The sequence below is a fragment of the Lysinibacter cavernae genome (assembly GCF_011758565.1).
In the GTDB taxonomy this organism is placed as follows: Bacteria; Actinomycetota; Actinomycetes; order Actinomycetales; family Microbacteriaceae; genus Lysinibacter; species Lysinibacter cavernae.
This window is the reverse complement of record NZ_JAAMOX010000002.1, coordinates 52,032-72,151: the sequence shown is the minus strand read 5'-3', so window position 1 is coordinate 72,151 and position 20,120 is coordinate 52,032. Positions and strand designations below refer to the sequence as shown.

Genomic DNA, 20,120 nt, shown 5'->3' with positions numbered 1-20,120 from the left:
TATGGCTTCGAATCGACGCACCTACGACATGATTAAGCGTCCAGCTGACGTTCTTCTCGGACTGCTTTTGCTGATTGTGACCCTACCTATCCAGGCTGTAGTGGGAGTTCTTGTGCGTCGAAAGCTTGGGTCTCCCGTTCTGTTTCGTCAGCAGCGCCCTGGCCTCGGCGGCAAGGTCTTTACCCTCTATAAGTTCAGAACCATGCGTGATATCGATGAGGCAGCAGGAGTGGTGAGTGACGAAGACCGTCTTACTCCTTTCGGGACGGCCCTCCGATCCACAAGCCTTGACGAGCTTCCGACGCTTTGGAACGTCGTGAAGGGTGACATGAGTATGATCGGCCCTCGTCCGCTTCTTGTTGAATACCTCAAGGTGTATTCCCCGGAGCAGGCCCGCCGCCACGAGGTTCGCCCTGGGATGACGGGCTTAGCTCAAGTCAGCGGACGCAACGCGATGAGCTGGGAAGAGAAGTTCCGGCTCGACGTAGAGTACGTCGACAAACGCAGCTTTTGGCTCGACACTAAGATCTTCTTTGCCACGATTCGGACGGTTCTTGTGCGTGAGGGTATCTCCGCGCCAGGCGAAGCTACCGCCACCAAATTCACCGGAAGCCGCGACGCCTAACTACTGACGTTTTGGTCGTCGTTGACGGAAACTGCTTATCAAGATGGAGTTAATACCAAACATGCGAGTTCTTATTACCGGCGGTGCCGGCTTCATCGGGTCAAATCTCGTTGCGCACTTTAATCGCACTCAGCCGGAGACTGAAGTTGTCGTGATCGACGATCTGAGCACTGGCTATCGCAGCAATCTTGACGGGCTGACCGTATCGTTCTACGAGGGAAGTATCCTTGACAACGATTTGTTGGCTTCGTTGTGTGACGGCACGGATGCGGTTGTTCACCTTGGCGCAATTCCGAGCGTTCCGCGTTCAGTTGCCGCCCCGCGCCCAAGTCACGAGGCAAATGCGACCGGCACGCTGAACGTGCTTGAGGCCGCTCGTGCCGCAGGTGTGGAACAGGTGATCGTTGCGTCATCAAGCTCGGTGTATGGCAGCAACCCCGAACTACCAAAAACGGAGTTTGCCTGGACCCGTCCGATGAGCCCCTATGGGGTGAGCAAGCTGGCGACCGAGGCGTACACACTCGCGTACAACTATTCGTACGGGATGAGGAACCTGGCCTTCCGGTTTTTCAACGTGTTTGGTCCAGGTCAGGCACCGGGCCACGCATATGCCGCCGTTATTCCAAAGTTTCTTGAAGCAGCGTTCAAGGGCGAGCCCCTTGTGGTGCACGGGGACGGCCTTCAGTCTCGGGACTTTACCTACGTTGGTACGGTGTGCGCTGTTCTCGCCGATGCCGCGACCCGAGGTGTGAACTCAAACGACCCAATCAACCTTGCATATGGCACAAACACAAATCTGCTTGAGCTTATTGGTGTTCTTGAAATGCAGCTCGGCCATGCGGTTGAAACGACGCACACCGAGACCCGTGTTGGGGACATTAAGGCCTCGCAATCCGATGGTAAGCGCATCTCTGAGTTCTTCCCTGAGATTGAGCCGGTGTCGCTTGAGCAGGGCGTTCGAGAGACCGTTGAGTGGTTTAGGGAAACGTTTGACTACGCCAAATAAGCGCATTCTCCTTGGTGTCACTGCCGATATCTCCCTGGGACTCATGCGGGGGTTTCCCCAGTATCTGGTTTCTAGAGGATGGGACGTTCACCTTGTCAGCTCTCCAGGGTCTCAACTGGATGCACTCAGGGGACTAGACGGGATCACCGTGCATCCACTCGAGATGGCTCGTGAGCCCTCACTTGCTGCTGACCTCCGAGGGCTATTCGCATGGCGCTCGCTTATTCAGGAGGTGAGGCCCGATGTTGTGTCCGCTGGCACGCCAAAAGCCGGACTCCTCGGTATGCTGGCCGCGGCTTCACTGCGGCAGCCACGTCGGATTTATACGCTCAGAGGGCTTCGCCTTGAAGGGACAAGCGGCGCGAAACGACTGATCCTGTCGGCGGTCGAACGGCTGACCATGTGGGCGAGCACAGACATCATCGCCGTCAGCCCGAGTTTGCGCTCTGCCGTGCTTGAGCGAGGGCTTACCCGCGCGGCAAAGATTAGAGTACTCGGCCGGGGAAGCTCAAATGGCGTCGACACCGAACGGTTCCGACCCGACCTACTAGATGCTGAACGTCGCGATGCGCTGAGACAAGAGCTTGGGCTCGATGGCAGTACCCCCGTCATCGGGTTTGTCGGCCGGCTGAACGCAGGCAAAGGCCTCGAATTTTTTGCCGAAGCATGCCAGCTTCTCGTTGCCCAGGGGCATCGTTTTCAGGTACTCGTGGTCGGCGGCATAGATGACGAGGCCAGTCGAGACATCGCCGCGTCATTTCCGCGGGACTCGTTCTCCCCAACGGGTACGGGGCCGGTGTTTACCGGTCAGGTATCCGACACTGCTCCGTATTACCAGGTCATGGACATACTGTGTCTCCCCACCTTGCGTGAGGGGTTTCCAAACGTTGTGCTTGAAGCTGGTGCGTCCGGCCTCCCCGTTGTGACCACTAATGCCACGGGTGCGGTTGACTCCGTCGTCGATGGTGAAACTGGGTTGATTGCTGACGTTGCGTCGTCGGAATCTCTGGCTCAAAAACTTGGCCAATTATTGGAGGATCAAGCTGCCTGTCGAGCATTGGGCTTGGCAGCGACGCATCAGGTCTCCAAACACTATTCAAATGCACTCGTATGGTCTATATTGCAAGATTCGTTTGAGAACGGCACGGAAGGTAACTAGTACCGATGAATAGCGTATCGATTTGGTTACCTCTGCTGGCGTTGGCGTTCGCTGTGCCTTTGTACCTCCTGAGTCAGAGGTATGGGCTTCGGCTGCCGGTGATCGTTTCCTATGTTGCCCACTGCGTCGTAGCCCTCGGCCTGTATATGACGAGTGGGCTCATATCGCCTGATGCGGAATACTATGACGCACAGGCCCAAGCGATTCGTGGAGCTGGCGGCGAAGTCCGGATCTCTGCGGGAAAAGAAGCCTGGCCCCATTTTCTTTCATGGATCTACAGTATCTTTGGGCATTCCCCAGAGATCGGCCTCTTGGTAAACGTGGTCCTGGTAGCTCTTCTTCCAATTCTTGCTGCACTTATCGTTCGCTCCTTTTCAGGGCCAGAAAAAACGGCTGCATGGGTGGTAGTGATCCTCCCACAGTCCTATTTGTGGGGCACGCTTCTTCTTCGGGAAAGTATCGCATGGTTTCTGTTGCTGCTTACGGCTTTTGTGTTGCTGAAGCTGTATGAACGCAAAAATTCGATTCGTTGGCTGGCGCTCCTAATAGCCACGCTCGTCCTTTTTCTCCTGTTCCGTGGAACGATCGGATTAATCATTGCGGCCGCATCTGTAGTCGTTCTTTGGGTTGTGCATAGAAAGTTCTGGCAGGGGCTGATCGTGGCTTCCGCAGTGGGTGCACTTATCGCTTTTGTGCCTGCAATTCGGGGAATCGTTTCGTTCTTTGATACGGAAAAGATTGAGACGTCGGTTACGTCATTGAGCACAAACTCGAACTCTGGCTTCGACTCAGCCCCGATCGCCCCAGACGCTGGTGTCGTCGGATGGGTTCTGGACAAATCGGTAGCTGGGCTGCGCGTCTTATTCGGTCCCTTTCCATGGGAATGGAACGCGCTTAACCCGATGTTTATCTTGGACGGAATCATCTGGCTATTTGTACTGGTGCTGGCTGTGATCGGGTTTGTCGCGTGTGGTTCTCGTCGAGCCGCAACTTCCTTGCTCATCATGGCCGGATTCTTGATCGTCAGCGTGACGGTTACCGCAGGCAACTACGGAACGATGGAGCGATTGCGTGTCCAGCCGTTAGTAGTACTTCTGCCACTTGTTGCCATTGGGATTCAGGCTGTCATGAACCATAGACGGTCAAGATGCGAGAACTCAAGAACCAGCAAGCCGGCTTAACCTAGCGGGACTTAATGACTTTCGCTGGGACGCCGCCAACGATGGAGTTGGCGGATACTCGTGAGACAACTACGGCACCAGCAGCCACGATCGAGCCGCTCTCAATGTGCACACCTGCCAGAATTTTGGCACCCGCACCGATCCAGACGTTTGACTCGATGACAGTCTTGGACGCGGTCGTGCCCTGATCCCTAATGGGTAGGTCTCGCGAGGCGTAGTTGTGTTCGGTCGACATGATAGTTACACCATGTGCAATGGAGACATCATCGCCAATGGTGATCCCACCGGTCGCATCAATGTATGTGAGCGGATGTACGCTGATTCGAGATCCGAGCGTGAGCTTTTCGACGGCGTAAAGAAACACCGGCCCCCGAACATCGACAAGCTCGCCGCATGACTGTGCGGACCTGCGGAGGGCAAGATACCGTCGCGCACGCGAAACATGAGAGTTTGATCCAGAACGATAAATAAGGAGGGCGAGACTGAACCTTCGCGGGAGAACTGCGAGGATGGCATCACCTATTCGAAACAGGGTTGCAGCTTTGGAAAATGTTTCGCGACCACGAGGTTGAGTGGGAGTCGACATAGTTGTACCTTTCAAAGCGGTCTACGCAATGCTCTGCGAGCTTTTTGCTTGCCGGACGACGAGCGCAAGCCAGATGAGGCCAGCTAGTGCAAAGCCGAGCCCGTAGGCCCAGATGGCGCCTGCCAAGCCCCAAATGCTCACTGCGATCAGAAGCGGGACCGTCGTGAGTGTCAGGAAAGCGATCCGGCCAAGTAGCAGCTGACGTGATGGAAGTTTTACCCTTGCTACCGTGGTGTAGTAGTGGGTGAGGAAATTTCCCACGATAGAAATCGCTGTGGGGAGTGCATAGGGAGTGAGGGCGCTCAACGTGCCCACGTTCACGGGCAGAATCTGCAGTATGACTAAACAGATGTATGCCATGACGCCAAAGCCTACAGCGCCCATGATTACAAGAAGGATCATCTTCATTGACCCCTGGCGTCGAAGTGACATAGACCCGAGCACCGGTTTCAACGGATTAATGATGAGCCGCACCGGTGCCGCAACGTTTGAAACCGCGCGGTAAATGCCGAACTGGGACACTGACAAGAAACCAAGGAGCAAGTAGGGGGTCCCAATGGCGCTGAGATCGACCAAGAGCGAGTCCCTGATGAGCGGTCCGATTTGGGTTCGATGGGTTGAAACCCAGCGGCTAAGTACCCTAGGGCCACGCAAACGTGGCAGTCCAGAGCCGAGGGCAGCAGCCACTGAACTTGCTGCCCACACGAGTGCTACAAAATCGAGTCCACGTTCGCCCACAACGAGCGCATAGACCCATCCTGAAGCGACGACAGCTAAGCAGAGAGAATCGCCAATGAAGACCGGGGTAAGACGTTTTTCTTTCAGTGAATGGAATCGTGCACCCGTGCGATAGAGGGTGAATGCGACCGCAATGCTCGACAAGATTGCGATGGAATGAAGCACCGGAATGATCAACGAAATGCCCAGGACTACGATTCCGGAGAATGCCGAAAAATACACCAGGACAGACGAATATGAAGCCCAGTTGGAGGTAGCGCCGTTTCGCAGCCATGCCTCACTGATGAGTGAGAACGTAAGAGACATTCCCCAAGCCATGAGCAAGTATTGAATAGAGAATGCCCCGAATTGTTCTGGTGTGAGAAAAATCAGGGCCAGCACTTGAAGCCCGAGAACACCAAAGGCATTGACAGCTGTGCTTGAGAACAGATGAATGCGTCGCACGTTATCGCCTTGTTGGGTTACCGAAAAAGCTAAAGTCGTTCAACAGTGGTTCCGGTCAAGCGATTCTTGGTATCCAAGACTGGCAGCAAACCGGATTCGAGCAGCTCCAACGGCATATCGTCATGGTCAGTGATGAGCAAAGCAACATCGCTGCTGTCGATGGTGGCATCGTCGAGACTTACCTTGGTCAGGCCGGCTGGCCACTGGTGGTCTTCAACTCGATCATCAACCGCTGTGAGATTCGCACCGTATTCACGAAGCAGCTCAATGAGCCGCAGGGACGGTGATTCGCGGATATCACCCGTGTTCTTCTTATACGCAAGACCAACGAGCAAGACGTTGGCTCCGTTCAGGGCCTTGCCCTGTGCGTTCAGCAGAACCATCAGCCGCTGGACGACATAGTCGGGCATGTGATCGTTGACGTCATTTGCGAGTTCAACAAAACGAAAGTTCTGTCCGAGCTTGCGTCGGACCTGCCACGACAAGTAGCTGGGGTCTACTGGCAGGCAGTGTCCTCCGACGCCTGGGCCTGGCGTGAACTTCATAAATCCGAAGGGCTTGGTGCTTGCCGCATCGATGGATTCCCAGACGTTCACACCGAGCTTGTGGGCAAAGATAGCCAGCTCGTTGACTAGTGCGATGTTGACGTGCCGGAACGTGTTTTCAAGGAGCTTGGTCAACTCGGCTTCTTTTGGTGAGCTCACGGGAACCGTCGTTTTTACCAGCGCGTCGTAAAAGCTTTGAACTCGTTGAAGCGATTCTGCGTTGGTTCCCGAAACCACTTTGGGAGTCTCAACGAAGCCCCACGTCTTGTTACCTGGATCGATGCGTTCTGGGCTGTAGCCAACAAAGAAATCAGTTTCGCCGTTGAGACCCGAAAGCCGTTCAAGAATTGGCACAACCAACTCTTCGGTTGTTCCCGGGTATGTCGTTGACTCAAGGATGACGGTTGCTCCGGGACGGAGGTGCGCGGCGAGCGACTCTGTTGATCGCTCGATGAAGGAGAGATCGGGGAGGCTGTCGCGAAGCGGCGTTGGTACGGTGATGACCGCGATGTCGAAGTCGTGTACATCGGCGTAGTCAGTCGTAGGCAGGTATCGACCCGATTCATTTGCTGCCGTGAGCGTTTCGTGGGAAATATCATCTACGTAGGAAACGTTCTCGCGGAGTTGCTCTACGCGACGTACATCCAAATCGATGCCGACGACGTCGTAGCCAACCTCAACCGCGCGCATCGCAACGGGGAGTCCAACATAGCCTTGGCCGACTACAACTACTTTCTGATTCATTTTCTGTTTCCCTGTATCGTTGCCCGCGGTACCTCGACAGGTACCGGACGTTGTGATTATGACGCGTCGTTTTGAGATTCTCGTCAGAGTGGAGCCCAGCACAGTCCGTAATTGATGCAAGCCTTAAAAATACGTCTCCGCTGAGTAACTGACACACACTGACACCTGACGAATTCGACTAAGTGAGCAGGTGGTCGACATGTTGATTTTTAAAGCGCGGACAGTTCCTAATTGGTTTTCCAATCTATGGTGCATGCGGATGGTCACGAGTCGTACGTTCTGCATGGAACGGGAGTGTGGCAACCATCGTTTGGGCACGGAAAATATGACCTTAAGGTAATCCTAGTATAGTCTTGGGTCTGAATGAATCAGACTGCTTAGGAGCAATGGTTAGATAGCATGAACGAACAACAGTTTCTTGGTCTTGTCGAGGAAATTCTAGAGGTTGAGACCGGTACAATCAGAATGACCGATGTGCTGAAAGAGATCGATTGGGACTCTCTCGCTGACATTACGTTTATCGCTGAACTTGACTCTCAGCTGAATGTTTCTGTTGACGCGAACGAATTGTCAAACAGTGTCACTGTTTCAGATTTGTTTGGGTTTGTGAATGACCCCGTCTGATAAAGACGAACTCCTGGTTTCGTATGGAATCACTGGTAAGCGCATTCTGATTACCGGAGGTAGCAGCGGTATCGGGCTTGCAACTGCGACGCTTGCAGCCACGATGGGGGCCAAAGTCGTCATAGTAGGGCGAGACTCGAATCGTGTTTCGAATGTAGTTACAGAACTCCCCGGATCTGGGCATCACGGTTTGGTCTTTGACCTCAGTGACCTTGATAACATTCCTAAGCTTGTGAAAGAAGCGTCAGCGTTTGAGGGCGGTCTTGACGGGTTAGTGCACTCTGCTGGTTTGCATGAGACGGCACCGCTAAAGGCACTTAGCGCAACTCGGACGCGTGCGCTCTTTGACGTTAACGTCACTGCAGCAATGATGCTAGCTAAGGGGTTTCGTGTTCGTACTATTGAGAAGAATGACCCAAGTCTGGTCTTTCTCGCGTCAGTTGCTGGTCTCGTAGGGCAGCCAGCGACGAGTCAATACTCAGCCACCAAAGGCGCAGTCATCTCCTTAACCAAGTCTCTCGCAATTGAACTTGCTCGTGAGGGTATTCGAGTAAACGCTGTGGCCCCGGGGGTCGTTGAGACGCCTATGGCTACCTCTCTTGCTCAACAAATTGGTAGCGAAAATTATGACAGTGTTGTTCGCCAGCATCCTCTTGGCCTTGGGACACCACTTGAAGTTGCGCACGCGGTTCTTTTCCTCATGTCGCCAGCGGCTCGGTGGATAACAGGGACGTCGCTAATTATTGATGGGGGGTACACCGCTCAATGAGTAAGAGATTGATAGTTGCGGGAGCCGGCGGTTTTGGGCGTGAACTTGTCCAATGGGTTGATTCGTCGCCCATTTTTTGCCGTGATAATTTGATTTCGTCCGTTGCCTTTATTGATGACTCCGCAACAGACAAAGTTGCTGGTGTGAAGGTGCTTGGCAGCGTTGACTCATTTGTTCCCTCAGTAAACGACCTCTTTGTTTGCGCTATTGCTTTACCTGAAAGTCGGACTCGAGTCGTACGAATTCTCGAGGATAAGGGTGCGACGTTCGTGCCTTTTGTGCACGATACCGCCTTTGTGGGTTCCCGCAGTGTTCTTGGGGCCGGGGTCATCCTGTGCCCGAAAGTATTGGTAAGTGTAGACGTAACAATTGGCCGACATACGCACCTTAACGTTGGCTCATCGATTGGACACGATGCCGTGTTGGGTGAGTTTAATACCCTTAGTTCTAACTGCTTTATCGGCGGGAATTCAAAACTGGGAAATAATGTGTTTGTGGGGACGAGCGTGACTGTCTCGCCACGGCTCAACATCGCAGACGATGTCGTTCTTGGGGCAGGCAGCGTCGTGATGCGATCAGTAAAACGACAGGGTACGACCTATGGAAATCCAGCAAAACTAATTCCGAAAAGAGTTTGATCATGGGTGCACGGATTGCGGCAGTTGACTATCTACTTCCCGAAGGTCTCGTTTCCAACGAAACGCTCCAGGAATTGCATCCAGATTGGAAAGTCTCAAGAATATCGGCAACGACGGGAGTTGAATCTCGACATGTAGCCGAGCCCGGTGAATTTGCCTCGGATTTAGCGACTGCCGCGGCCAAGAAGCTTTTCGCTAGTCACAATATCGCCTCTGATTCGATCGATTATCTTATTGTCTGCACGCAGACCCCCGACTTCTACCTGCCAACAACGGCCTGTATTGTGCATGAGAATCTGGGACTGAACGATGAGGCTGGGGCTGTTGACGTCACCCTTGGTTGTTCTGGATTTGTTTACTCGCTTGGGCTTGCTAAGGGGCTTGTTGAGTCAAATCAAGCACAGAAAGTACTGATTATTACTGTCGATGTGCTGAGTTTGTTGAGTAACCAAAACGATAAGTCAACGGTGCCAATCTTTGGTGATGGAGCGGCCGCAACTCTTGTCGAGGTCGAGCCTGGCGCGAGTAAGTTAAACGGCTTTGTCTATGGCACCGACGGTACCGGCGCAAAGGATCTTTTAGTTCCCAACGGCGGGCTCAGAAATGGTGGGCTTTTCTCGCCAAAATCTGATCCAACCGAGCGTGGACTGGAGTCAACCGGGCACGATCTTTATATGGACGGCAAGGAGATTTTCAACTTTACGCTGCGCATTACAGAACAATCTGTCATGGATATCCTGGATCGCGCAGGAATGGACATGGCTGAAGTTGACTATTTTGTCTTTCATCAAGCCAACGGTTTTATACTTAAGCATCTACAAAAGAAGTTGAACATCCCAGACGAAAAATTCGTGATGGCCATTGAACACTGTGGAAACACGTCCTCGTCGAGTATTCCAATTGGAATTGCTGAATCGGGTGCACAGCCAGGTGACTCTATCTTGGTACTAGGGTTTGGTGTTGGTTTTTCCTGGGCTGGTGCTGTCGTCACATTGTGAGGGTTGTCCTCCAACGCGAGTTCGCTTCTCCTCGGAGGTCCGACTATCCTTAGCATCATGCATGCCAGGATATCTGCAGTTAGCTACTACCTTCCCGACTCGAAATTAACGAATGAAAAACTCAGCCGTGAATTTCCTGAGTGGTCAGTGGATAAGATTTCGAGAAAAACTGGGATTTCCTCGCGCAGCATTGCAGCTGCGGATGAGTTCTCTTCTCATCTTGCCGTGAACGCCGCGAAGCGGTTGTCGGAGGAACACGGTATATCCTTAGACTCCGTTGACTACCTGATTCTCTGCACGCAAAGCCCTGACTTCTTTTTACCGACGACGTCGGCGATCGTTCAGGCTGAGCTTGGGCTGAAGCGGAATCTTGGGGCCACTGACATTAACCTGGGATGCTCTGGTTATGCCTATGCGCTTGGACTAGCAAAAGGTCTCGTCGAGTCGAACCAAGTGAATAATGTGCTTGTTATTACTGCCGACACATATAGCAAATTCATTAATGAAAAAGATAAGTCCGTGAGAACTATCTTTGGCGACGGTGCCTCTGCCACATTCGTGGTGGGAGACGCGAAGGAATCGCATCTTAACGGAATGGTATATGGTACGGATGGCTCAGGGGCCAAGCACCTTATCGTCCCCAACGGTGGTCTTCGTGATGGCCGTGATTTGGCACCTGCATCCGTGCCTGAAGCCCGAGGGCTTGACGCTAGCGGCCATGACTTGTATATGGACGGCAAGGAAATTTTTAACTTCACGCTTGATCGTGTTCCAGCTGTGGCTGAGCAAATACTAATGAAGGCCCAACTGACGGCTGAAGATATCGACCTATTCGTGTTTCACCAAGCAAATGCGTTCATGCTGGAGCATCTTCGGAAGAAGATGGATATCCCCGTTGAGAAATTTGTCATTGAACTTTCTGAGTCTGGAAATACTGTGTCTTCAACGATTCCAATTGCATTGAGTCGAATCGCCTCAGACGGGCGATTGAAGCCAGGTATGAAAGTTATGCTGCTGGGGTTCGGTGTTGGCCTGTCATGGGGCGGTCTTGTTCTTACCTGGGGGTAGAACAACGGCAGCTTGATTTTTCTTTCAGGCGAATGTCTAGAATGCTCGACTTTGATCAGGCTTTTTCCTGAGCGGTGTGACCGAATTATATTTTTGAGTAAGAGTGGTTACGCCATTGTGACGATGAGTGGCCAGTGCCAAAGATGTCGAGAAAGCGACAGAACGCCGAGCCATAGCCCGGGTCGCGGCTCCAGAAGTTTGGTCGAACTCAGTCGTGAATTTGGAGTTCCTGCCCAATTCACTAGCGTCGTCATGATTGACAGGATTGGTCCTATCCGATGGACCGAAGTTTCGCTTGTATAGAACACAAAATTGCGAAGATGGCAATGATCCTGACACAGCTTGCCACGGCGCGAATCGCCCAATGTTTTGCGAGAAGCACGTTGCAAACAACGCAAAGATGCTGCCGACACCGCACACCTAAACTCGTGTGGTTGACCTGAAGTAGGCGGGTGCCCATGGATGTGCAACCGCGTAGCCACCCGGCTTGCGGTGACTTCTCCGCCCCGAGACGATTAACAAGGGTAGAAGCAAGGAACCCGTTTTCAACGCGCAGCTTAACCTCAAAGACCGCTCACAACGGTTGAGCTGGAGGTCACCTCAGCAGTTGCAAACTACCGACTCGTGCGCTCAATGAGCGTTGCGATGAGTTCGTTTGCCAGTGTGACGAGCTTGTGGATTTCGTTGTCATCGCGGTCGACCCACTGACAGAGGGGTTCGCCAATTGGCACAAAATTCTCATGCTGCTCCCAGACCACAAGCGTGCGGTCAGCACCAAGCACGTATTGCTGCCACCAGACCTGGCGGAGGTAGTTGCGCGGAATGCTGCGCCAGCTCTTATTGGTGGTTTTGATCTCGGAGAGTTCGATAGAGCCTGACTCGCGCACCGCGATACCGTCTGGGGTTGCGAGGTGCCTTGCATCCCCGCCAGAGCGATAGAGCGCGTTGCTTGGGAGGATGGCGTATTCACCGCGCACCCATGCCGCGATGTGAGGTTCGCGAGCTTTCCCGTGTTCGGTATAGGCGTTGCCGCTGAAGCCGCTGCCAAAGAGTTTCGATTCGGCTGCGCTCTGAATGGATTTTGCCGAGGTGAGCTTGGCCACGTCGGTCGCCGTGATACCGCGGGCCCGTGCTTTGAGCCAGGCAACGCGGTCGTTGCCGTCGACCACGATGCGTTGCCGAAGCTGAGCAAAAGACTCTTGGTGGGGCGTGAGGATCACGGTTGCCGGTTCCGCTGGAATGCCAAGTCCTGCTGCGCCGGTGAGCTGCGCAGATCGCGCACCGCCGGCCGCGCCGGTGTGATGCCCAAGGACGGGTCCGCCCTGTTCTGCTGTTGCGTCTGCTCGTCCCGTCTGGTCGCTGAGCCCCGCGGATCGAGCCGGGTTGTTCTGCTGGCTCAGGCCGCCATCAACGGATGCGGCCAACAGTCCTGCCACGTTGTGAGAGTGGTCTCCCGGCTGCGGGCTCAGGACAAATTGTGGCACCCCTCTATTGTGCGCCATGTTGGCCGCGATTCGGGCCCGTGACCCACGGCATCCGGCCTATTGCCAAGTTAAAGATTATTCATAGGGTGGACATAGATTGAGAGCGCATAATGGTGGCATGAGCTCCTCGAACAACGTCAAACGGCCAAACGATACCGCGGCACTGCGCAAGGCCAACGGCCAGCCCGTGCGTGCCCTCGTTGTTGACGACGAAAGCTCGCTGTCAGATTTGCTCGCGATGGCCCTCCGTTACGAGGGTTGGGAGATTCGGACGGCGGCTGACGGGCGAACCGCGCTGACCGCAGCACGCGAATTTCAGCCAGACGTTATTGTGCTCGACATCATGCTTCCTGATATCGACGGTATGGCTGTCCTTTCTCGGTTGCGGTCAGAGGGCAGCGACGTCCCAGTCCTCTTCCTCACAGCCAAAGACTCGCTGGACGATCGCATCGCCGGCCTCACCGCTGGGGGCGACGACTACGTCACGAAGCCCTTTAGCCTCGAAGAAGTTGTTGCCAGGCTTCGGGGACTCGTGCGCAGGTCGATTCTGACAACCTCCGCCGATGACCCCGTGCTTCGGGTTGGCGACCTGACCCTCAATGAGGACAGCTACGAAGTGATGCGGGGCGGCGAACTCATCGAGCTCACGAGCACCGAGTTCGAACTGCTGCGGTACCTCATGCGTAACCCGCGCCGCGTCGTGAGCAAGGCGCAAATCCTTGACCGGGTCTGGAACTATGACTTCGGCGGCAAAGCAAGCGTTGTTGAGCTGTATATCTCGTACCTTCGCAAGAAAATTGATGCTGGCAGGGAACCCATGATTCATACGGTTCGCGGTGTCGGTTATATCTTGAAGGTTCCAGCCGGTGAATAATCGATGAGTAGCCACCAGGCTCGAATAACAACCCCGCGGATGCCGCGAACCCCAACCACCCTTCGACGCAAGATCGTCCTCGCCGTTGTTGGCCTGGTTGCCGCGTCGAGCATTCTTATCTGTGTTGTCAGCGTATTGACGCTTCGGACCAGCCTCATGGAGCGGCTCGATCAGCAGTTGTCCGCGAGCTTTGAACGAGCGAGCAGCCAGGTAACGGGAACGGGGCCAACCGGAGGGATGCTGCCTGCCCCAGGCGAGCAGCTGATCCCAAGCGCCGAGCGTATTCTCTACGGGCCGGCTCAGGCAGAAGGCACACTCGCCCTCGTTGTGAACGACGGCACCATTACCCAGGGGTATTTTGACGAATACGGCCAAATAGCGTCGTTGAACACCGAGCAGCTCACCAAACTATCAACCCTGAAAATTGATGGCAAGCCGTACACCATGGATCTTGGTTCCGGCCTTGGCGACTACCGTCTCATGGGAGGCCACGGCAATAACGTGGCCTTCGTTGTTGGCACGCCAATGAACGATGTGAACGGAACCGTCAGTCAGCTGACGTGGACGGTCGGAATCATCGCAACAATCGCGGCGGCCATCGTTGCGCTTGTTGCCGCCACGTTTATCCGTGCGGCGATGCGACCGCTTGAGCGCGTTTCTGCCGCGGCGGTGCGGGTATCGCAGCTTGAGCTTGATCGCGGCTCTGTTGAGAACTTCGAACCGGTCTCAACCGACGGTGTTGAGGCAGACTCTGAGGTCGGACAGGTTGTTACCGCCTTTAACACCATGCTGGATAACGTTGGCACCGCGCTCGTCGCCAGGGAGCAGAGCGAAAACAAGGTGCGGCGATTCGTCGCGGATGCGAGCCACGAGCTCCGCACCCCACTCGCATCCATCCGCGGCTATTCAGAGCTCATCCGCCGTATCGGTGGTGACAGCAATCCCGACATCACCCGTTCGCTTGAGCGCATTGAATCTGAGTCAATTCGCATGACGGGGCTCGTAGAAGACCTCCTTCTCCTCGCGCGGCTCGACGAAGGCCGTGAGCTTGTGCGCGGCGACGTTGACCTGTCACAGATCGTGCTTGATGCCGTATCCGATGCCATCGTGACGAGCCCCGACCACGAGTGGGAGCTTGAACTTGCCGACGAGCCCGTCCACATTATTGGCGACTCTGCGCGCCTCAGCCAGGTCGTTGTGAACCTGGTCGCTAACGCTCGCACCCATACTCCTGCCGGAACAGAGGTCACCGTTTCTCTTGAAACGGTGGAAGAAAACGGTTCAAGCTGCGCGCGGCTTGTTGTCGCAGACAACGGCCAGGGCATCGATCCAGAGCGGGTCGACCACCTCTTCGAGCGATTTGTGCGCGCCGACGAGTCACGCGCCCGCACCACCGGTAGCACCGGACTTGGCCTCGCAATTGTTGAGGCGATTGTGCACGCGCACGATGGAACGGTGAGCGTCACGAGCAAGCCTGGGGACACCAGATTTACAGTTACGCTGCCGTCGGTACGGCCGTCCACGGTGCCGCAAGGACAACCATCAGGCGAAAGCCGGGAGCCCTCAACCGAATCCTCACCTGAAGCGGCCTGATCTGTCCTAAGCTCAAGGGGTAGGCCAGAGTTGGCCGCGAAAGGGGCGAGTCATGGCAGCTGAAACCGTAGCGACACCGTCAACGGGAGCACGAGGCGAGCCCGTGTTGATTCCGGCAGGTACCACGTTCAGCCCCGATGACATCACGTTCTTCCAGGGCAAAGACAGCGGTCGCACGCTCGATGAAGCTGTGAGGGAGGCCGACGTCCTCGTCAGCTGCCCGCATTCTGGCGATCGTATCCCCGCCGAACTCTCCGAATTTCTTGCCCCAGAGTTTACACACCGACTGCAGTACGACTTCAGCGACCGAACGACCGGACCGATCGTGCGCCGTTGGGCAGAAATTGACCCGCGCATCATCTACGTGGAGAACCCACATCCCCGCATGATCCGTGACCCAAACCGAGAGCGGCCCGAGAACATCCGTGAGACGCTCCGCGAAGCATTTGCTCGTGTTGAGGCCGTAGGGCGATGGAACCGCGTCGACCTGTCGGGAGTTGACGCAATCCGGCCAGTGACCTTCTCGTTCTACCCCCTGCTTGTGCCGCCAGCGACTGAGCAGGACCTTGATCACCTTGCCTCCACCTTTGAGCGGGTGGCTGAACGGGGGCTCGGCGTCTACGAGCAGACACGAGACGACCTCTTGGGCCGAATGACCGAGCTGGCCCTTGCCCGCGCGGCATCCGGTGAGCATGCCCGATTTACGACGCTGTCGTTCCACGACACCATGAATCACACAACAACCCGCGATGGTGCCGTCACTGTTGAGCGGGCAGAGGCAGACCGGCTTCCCAACGTTGTGGCGCTGTCGAACAGGGGCGACCATAGGGGTGAGCCTCGCGGCGAGAATGTGGTGACCATGGATCCCGCCCTCGTCCGGTCGCTTGCGACGGCACACCGCGCTGGCTTCTCAACGGCAAACGACGACGATGTGCAGCTGAACCAGCCATATCTCGGGAGCAACGAAATCATCCGCGCCGGCGCTCGTTTTTCCGGTCTCGCCGACCGCGTCGCCGCGGCCTCGGCGAGCGGTGGTCTCGCAGAACTCAGCGCGGTGCAGGCCGAGTTCTTGCGCGAATTTTTGCTTGGAGGCCGCGCGACGGCGGAACTGCAGCAGCCTGGTGTCGACTGGCCAAGCGACGATAAACAACATATCGATGACATCGCGCAGGCGTGCAAGCGCTCATGGGACCTGTTCCGCAGCAAGTAGGTCCGTGTCGCCCGGCCACGTACTCCCATGGGAGTACGTGGGATGACTCCTGCCCGTCGATGCGGTGAGCCTCTGGCAGAAGTAGGATCGGGCTATGGCCGATGCGCGCAACACCCAACATCCGCGCGACCACTTGGCCGGCTCGCATTGGGCCAACGCCGAAGAACCGCCGTGGGCATCCGGCTACGGCCCCCGCTTCCGCCCTTCGCGCACGGCTCGGCTGTGGATGCCGGTGCTTGTCTCCTTCGTGGTGCAGGTGCCAGCTGCCGTCTTTGTGTCGTTGCAGGTCGGCGCGTGGCCGCAGGGCTTCCTGCCCATTGGGTTCGCGCTTCTTGGGGTGTTTGGGCTGCTTGGCGTTCGGCGCTGGCCTGGTCCGACAGCGGTTCTGGTGATCGGGGCGGCCGCGGCAAACGCGCTCTTGTCAGCGCAGCCAGGTCCGCCACCCATATCCGTCGCCATCGTCATCGTGATCGGTATTGTCCGCGGGGCCCAGCTGTGGGTGTTTGTGACCGTCGGGCTTGCCTGGCTTGCCGTCTTTATTATCGGCGCCCTCACCGGTGTTGAGTGGTCCCCAGTCCGGATTGCCGCAACAACACTCGCCATCGCCGTGTGCCTCGTGATTGGCATGGCAGCGCAAAACAGGGCTCAGCGGTTCCGCGAGATGCGTCAGGCGGCTGCTCAGCGTCGCCAAACGGCGGAGCAGGCCGAGCGTGTGCGAATCGCGCGTGAGCTTCACGACGTGCTTGCCCATTCCCTGTCTCAGATCAACGTTCAGGCCGGCGTTGGCCTCCACCTCATGGAGCAGCAGCCGGAGCAGGCGAGGGCTGCGCTCGAAAACATCAAGCGGTCGAGCAAAGACGCACTTGAAGAGGTGCGGGAGGTGCTCGGGATGCTCAGAAGCGACGCCTCCGGATCTACGCCAACCGCCCAGTCCGACGAATCATCCCAGTCGCCCCTCCGCCCTCAGGAAGACATTGGCGATATTCGCGCGCTCGCAGCGGAACGGACAACCGCAGCGCTTACGATTTCAGTCGATGGGGCCGAGCAAGCTGACGTACGCGCGGTTCCGCACGCCGTCCAGTTTGCTGCCTATCGTATCGCCCAAGAAGCGCTCACCAACGTGGTCCGCCACTCAACCGCATCCGATGTGCAGATTCAACTTGCCGTTCGCGACGGAAGACTTGTGCTGACGATCGCTGATAACGGCGTGGGCGACGGAGAACCGGTTGCCGGTGGAGGGCTCTTAGGGATGCGGGAACGGGCCGAGCTGCTTGGCGGTTCGTTTGCCGCTGGTTGGGCTCCTGCCGCTTCGGGAGAACAACAAACCGGCTTCAGCGTACAGGCATATCTGCCGGTCAGGAGAACGTCATGATTCGAGTGGTGCTTGCCGACGATCAGCAGCTCATCAGGGCAGGTTTCAGGGCGCTGCTTGAGGCGGAGGTCGATATCGAGGTTATTGGTGAGGCCGCGACCGGGGCAGAAGCGGTTGAGCGCGCAGAGGCGGAGCGCCCAGACGTGATCCTGATGGATATTAGGATGCCCGACGGCGACGGGCTCTGGGCAACCGAGCAGATTGTCCGCAACGAAGCGTTAAAGAACACCCGCATTATTGTGGTCACCACGTTTGAGATGGATGACTATGTCGCGAGGGCGATCCGTGGTGGGGCAAGCGGATTTTTGGTCAAAGACACCGAGCCCGTTGAACTCATTCGCGCGGTGCGCGTTGTTGCGCAGGGTGACGCGCTGCTGTCTCCTGGCGTCACACGGCGGCTGCTCGAACGGGTGGCAGTTGGGCTCTCGGATGCGCCGAACTCGGAGCGCCTCGCCCAGCTCACCGAGCGTGAGCGCGAGGTCCTCGGGCTGGTAGGAGGCGGCCTCAATAACGAGGAGATCGCAAATCGGCTGGTGCTGAGCCCGCTCACCGCGAAGACGCACGTGTCGCGGATCATGACCAAGCTTGGCGCGAGAGACCGGGCGCAATTGGTTGTGCTCGCATACGAGACAGGATTGGTGACGCCCGGCTGGAGCCGCGACTAGCGGTCCAGAGCAACACTCCCGAGGGAGTAGTCACAGTGTCACCCGCTGGCAGATGTGTAGGCGGTCTGCCAGGAGCATCCTTGAACCATACGGCCGAATCGGGTCGAAATTGAAAGGAATGCTCATGATTGGCACAGTTACCGCCGCAACCGTTGCGGCCCACGCGTGGGGCCCCGGCATCGGGTTTGGTTGGATGTTTTTTGTTTTCCCGCTGTTCTGGATACTGATCATCGGGCTCATCGTGAGCTTCGCGGCGCGTCGTCGCCGTGCCGCCTGGCGAGAAGCCGGATACCCTGATCGTGGCTGGGGCGGCCCGCATGGGCCGCAGCGGTTCTCGGCGAGTGGCGGGGCAGAGGCGACGCTCGCTGAGCGCTTCGCACAGGGAGACATTGACGAGGTTGAGTATCGGGCCCGCCTTGAGGTGCTTCGCGCAAACCGCTAGCGACCTGCGTCCGGTTAGCCGAGTAGCGCTCCAAGCGCGGCGCCGGGGATGATGGTCGTGACCGCGAGAATGAGGGTCGGCAGGAAGAATGAGTGGTCGTAGAGCTTGGTTCCAAGCTTGGTACTTCCGCTCGTATCAAAGTTAGCCGCGGCAATCTGCGAGCCGTTGGTCGGCAGTAGGTAAATGCCGGCAAACGCGCCGGCCCACATTCCAGCGAGTAATCCGGGAGCCATGCCCGCGGCGAGACCGATCGGCACAACCGTTCGTGTTGCAGTTGATTGGCTGGTTGTGAGCACACAGACAAGGAAGACGCCGAGCGCAAAGATCCACGGAGCCGCCTGCACGAGGTCTCCAACCGTGCTCGCGATCTCAGCCTGGTGCGCGCTGAGGAACGTATCGGTAAGCCACGCGAGACCAAAGAGCGCGATCGCCGAAACCATACCGGCCTTGAAGACGCTTGTTGTTGGCACCTCGGAGACCTTCGGTCGCGCAACCAGCAGGATGACCGTACCCACAACCATCATGACAATCTCGATGATGGGCGTCATGCTCAGCGGGTCGCCCTCAGAGGTGAGCGGGCGCAGCCCCTTGAAGAGGCCAAGTACCACAATGACAATCACGCCGGCGAAGAAGATGAGCGCCGCGTTTCGGCCCTGTTTTGTGGAGGTCAGCTGGGGAGTTGCGCCTGCGGCCGAGGCATCGGGCGCGGGGATCGTTCCTGCCTTGATTTTTGCCTGGATTTCTGGGTCGTTTTTGATGTCTTTGCCAAGCCGGTTTACGAAGAACGCAGCGACGATGATGCCGATGAGGGCAGCGGGGAACGTGATCTTGACGATATCGATGAGTTCGAAGTTATACGGCGCAACCGAGGTGAGGGTGACCATGGCCGCCATCGCTGCAGAAACGGGGCTACACGCGAGGGCAACACCGGTTGCCACAACCGAGAGCGAGAGCGGACGCGACGGGCGGATGCCGTTGCGGTACGACAAATCCTGGATTACGGGGAGCAGCGGGTAGAGAATATTGCTTGTTCCCGCGCCAACCGAAAAGAGGAATGACACGAGCGGCGCGATAAATGTGATGCGCTTTGGGTTCTTCGCGATGAGCTTTGCGGCGACCGTGACCATCCAGTCGATGCCACCGGCGACCTGCATCATTGACGACGCGACGACAACTGAGAGCACGATGAGGAGGGCATCCACCGGGGGAGTGCCAACCGGCTGCTGGAAAACAAAGACGAGGACGGCAACGCCTGTGCCGCCCCAAAGTCCGAGCCCAACTCCACTGGATCTCGTACCCATGACGATGGCGCCAAGCACGACCAGCAGCTCAAGGATAAACATCACGGTGTCCAC

20 protein-coding genes are annotated in these 20,120 nt (G+C 56.6%); 15 read left to right on the top strand and 5 right to left on the bottom strand.

The features are described 5' to 3' along the window. Position 1 precedes the first annotated feature (1 nt). The 4 genes from FHX76_RS09865 (at position 2) to FHX76_RS09850 (ending at position 3,971) form a co-directional block, all read left to right on the top strand. Positions 2-625, top strand: a complete 624-nt coding sequence (locus FHX76_RS09865) for a sugar transferase (RefSeq protein ID WP_279587633.1) — start codon at positions 2-4, stop codon at positions 623-625. Between the two features lie 61 nt (positions 626-686). Then, the gene (locus FHX76_RS09860; RefSeq protein ID WP_167150537.1) at positions 687-1,631 is read left to right on the top strand and encodes an NAD-dependent epimerase/dehydratase family protein; all 945 of its coding nucleotides are present in this window, start codon (positions 687-689) and stop codon (positions 1,629-1,631) included. Beyond that, a complete protein-coding gene (locus FHX76_RS09855) occupies positions 1,522-2,790 on the top strand; it encodes a glycosyltransferase family 4 protein (protein WP_341777923.1) in 1,269 nt (422 codons plus the stop codon). The genes FHX76_RS09860 and FHX76_RS09855 overlap by 110 nt, the downstream gene beginning before the upstream one ends. 5 nt (positions 2,791-2,795) lie before the next feature. Continuing rightward, complete coding sequence (locus FHX76_RS09850) at positions 2,796-3,971, top strand: glycosyltransferase family 39 protein (RefSeq protein ID WP_167150535.1); 1,176 nt, start codon at positions 2,796-2,798, stop codon at positions 3,969-3,971. Between the two features lies 1 nt (position 3,972). Here the strand turns inward: FHX76_RS09850 and FHX76_RS16125 are convergent, their stop codons facing one another. The 3 genes from FHX76_RS16125 to FHX76_RS09835 all read right to left on the bottom strand — a co-directional run bounded on the left by FHX76_RS16125 (position 3,973) and on the right by FHX76_RS09835 (position 7,028). Next, positions 3,973-4,206: an acyltransferase gene (locus tag FHX76_RS16125; RefSeq protein WP_208402646.1), complete on the bottom strand. Its 234-nt coding sequence runs from the start codon at positions 4,204-4,206 to the stop codon at positions 3,973-3,975. A gap of 372 nt (positions 4,207-4,578) precedes the next feature. Next, complete coding sequence (locus FHX76_RS09840) at positions 4,579-5,739, bottom strand: hypothetical protein (protein WP_167150533.1); 1,161 nt, start codon at positions 5,737-5,739, stop codon at positions 4,579-4,581. Positions 5,740-5,768: 29 nt separating this feature from the next. Then, a complete protein-coding gene (locus tag FHX76_RS09835; RefSeq protein ID WP_167150532.1) occupies positions 5,769-7,028 on the bottom strand; it encodes a nucleotide sugar dehydrogenase in 1,260 nt (419 codons plus the stop codon). A 399-nt stretch (positions 7,029-7,427) separates the two neighbouring features. Between FHX76_RS09835 and FHX76_RS09830 the strand changes: the two genes are divergently transcribed. The 5 genes from FHX76_RS09830 to FHX76_RS09810 are packed head-to-tail and all read left to right on the top strand — an operon-like array spanning position 7,428 to position 11,125. Beyond that, positions 7,428-7,652 (top strand): acyl carrier protein, encoded by a 225-nt coding sequence (locus tag FHX76_RS09830; protein ID WP_167150531.1) that lies wholly within the window; start codon positions 7,428-7,430, stop codon positions 7,650-7,652. Continuing rightward, complete coding sequence (locus FHX76_RS09825) at positions 7,639-8,421, top strand: SDR family NAD(P)-dependent oxidoreductase (protein WP_167150530.1); 783 nt, start codon at positions 7,639-7,641, stop codon at positions 8,419-8,421. Before FHX76_RS09830 ends, FHX76_RS09825 begins: the two co-directional genes overlap by 14 nt. Next, a complete protein-coding gene (locus FHX76_RS09820) occupies positions 8,418-9,059 on the top strand; it encodes a NeuD/PglB/VioB family sugar acetyltransferase (protein WP_167150529.1) in 642 nt (213 codons plus the stop codon). Before FHX76_RS09825 ends, FHX76_RS09820 begins: the two co-directional genes overlap by 4 nt. 2 nt (positions 9,060-9,061) lie before the next feature. Further along, the gene (locus tag FHX76_RS09815) at positions 9,062-10,057 is read left to right on the top strand and encodes a ketoacyl-ACP synthase III (RefSeq protein ID WP_167150528.1); all 996 of its coding nucleotides are present in this window, start codon (positions 9,062-9,064) and stop codon (positions 10,055-10,057) included. Positions 10,058-10,114: 57 nt separating this feature from the next. Then, positions 10,115-11,125 carry a 3-oxoacyl-ACP synthase III family protein gene (locus FHX76_RS09810; RefSeq protein WP_167150527.1) on the top strand — a complete coding sequence of 337 codons (1,011 nt, stop codon included), beginning with the start codon at positions 10,115-10,117 and terminating at the stop codon, positions 11,123-11,125. A 614-nt stretch (positions 11,126-11,739) separates the two neighbouring features. On the opposite strand, the gene FHX76_RS16375 is transcribed toward FHX76_RS09810, so the two are convergent. After that, positions 11,740-12,345, bottom strand: coding sequence for a YqaJ viral recombinase family protein (locus FHX76_RS16375; protein WP_386762206.1), 606 nt, complete (start codon positions 12,343-12,345; stop codon positions 11,740-11,742). A gap of 382 nt (positions 12,346-12,727) precedes the next feature. Here FHX76_RS16375 and FHX76_RS09800 point away from each other — a divergent pair, with 382 nt between their 5' ends. The 6 genes from FHX76_RS09800 (at position 12,728) to FHX76_RS09775 (ending at position 18,765) form a co-directional block, all read left to right on the top strand. Further along, positions 12,728-13,483 carry a response regulator transcription factor gene (locus FHX76_RS09800; RefSeq protein WP_167150525.1) on the top strand — a complete coding sequence of 252 codons (756 nt, stop codon included), beginning with the start codon at positions 12,728-12,730 and terminating at the stop codon, positions 13,481-13,483. A 39-nt stretch (positions 13,484-13,522) separates the two neighbouring features. Continuing rightward, complete coding sequence (locus FHX76_RS09795) at positions 13,523-15,076, top strand: HAMP domain-containing sensor histidine kinase (protein WP_167150524.1); 1,554 nt, start codon at positions 13,523-13,525, stop codon at positions 15,074-15,076. A 52-nt stretch (positions 15,077-15,128) separates the two neighbouring features. Next, positions 15,129-16,286 carry an N-formylglutamate amidohydrolase gene (locus FHX76_RS09790; RefSeq protein WP_167150523.1) on the top strand — a complete coding sequence of 386 codons (1,158 nt, stop codon included), beginning with the start codon at positions 15,129-15,131 and terminating at the stop codon, positions 16,284-16,286. 94 nt (positions 16,287-16,380) lie between these two features. Further along, positions 16,381-17,658: a sensor histidine kinase gene (locus tag FHX76_RS09785; RefSeq protein WP_167150522.1), complete on the top strand. Its 1,278-nt coding sequence runs from the start codon at positions 16,381-16,383 to the stop codon at positions 17,656-17,658. Further along, entirely contained in the window at positions 17,655-18,323 is a 669-nt protein-coding gene (locus FHX76_RS09780) for a response regulator (RefSeq protein WP_167150521.1), read from the top strand. Before FHX76_RS09785 ends, FHX76_RS09780 begins: the two co-directional genes overlap by 4 nt. Positions 18,324-18,447: 124 nt before the next feature. Further along, positions 18,448-18,765: an SHOCT domain-containing protein gene (locus FHX76_RS09775; protein WP_243848767.1), complete on the top strand. Its 318-nt coding sequence runs from the start codon at positions 18,448-18,450 to the stop codon at positions 18,763-18,765. A 14-nt stretch (positions 18,766-18,779) separates the two neighbouring features. Here the strand turns inward: FHX76_RS09775 and FHX76_RS09770 are convergent, their stop codons facing one another. Beyond that, positions 18,780-20,120 (bottom strand): anaerobic C4-dicarboxylate transporter, encoded by a 1,341-nt coding sequence (locus FHX76_RS09770; RefSeq protein WP_167150519.1) that lies wholly within the window; start codon positions 20,118-20,120, stop codon positions 18,780-18,782.